The organism is Roseateles sp. P5_E11 (assembly GCF_054049355.1).
In genome coordinates this window covers 1-607 of sequence record NZ_JBFUMO010001178.1, presented here as the reverse complement: position 1 = coordinate 607, position 607 = coordinate 1, and the positions used below count along the sequence as shown (strand labels likewise).

Sequence of the window (607 nt, the reverse complement as noted above, 5' to 3'; positions counted from 1 at the left end):
GCGCTATCTGAAGGAGCACTTCAAGCACTGGTCGATGGACATGACCCTGGGCTATGCCCTCGACGAGTCCCAAGACCTGGCCCTGTACCTTGAGATCCAGGATCGACTGGAAGACATCAAGGCCGGCTTGGTCGACTCGTGGTTGAAGGCCGACGCGCCGCTGGCCGGGGGGTACGGCACCAACATCGTGGCTTGGCGCGGCGACGAGGCTGTGACGATCTTCAAGTCGCATCGCCACATGGTCAAGGCGTTGGCGAGCAGCACGCCGATCAGGAGCAACGGCCACGCTTGGTRCACGGCCGACGACAACCTGTGCGTCGGTAACGACCTTGAGCGCACGCGTTGCAGCGACTGCGACAACGCGGTCATCGGGCAGAGCCACGCCGCCCTATACCGCGGCCTCTACGACCACCTGAGGGAAGTGGCGGCATGCGACGACATCGGCGCCGGTGCGCAGCAGCTGGTACAGCGCGATATGGCCCGCTGCGCATCCGTGCTCACCAAGCTTGGGCTCCCACCGCAAAAGGTTGCGGCATGACCGCTGCCACCAACAAGGCTCCAGCCAAGCCAACCACGCGCAAGAACGCCGAGGCGAGAGAGAAGGACC

The 607-nt window shown here is 64.4% G+C and carries 1 protein-coding gene; it reads left to right on the top strand.

The genetic code is table 11. The annotated features are described in order from the left end of the window. The coding region (locus ACXJKR_RS34190) for a hypothetical protein (RefSeq protein ID WP_457326646.1) at positions 1–538 on the top strand (538 nt) is incomplete at its 5' end. Positions 539–607 lie beyond the last annotated feature (69 nt).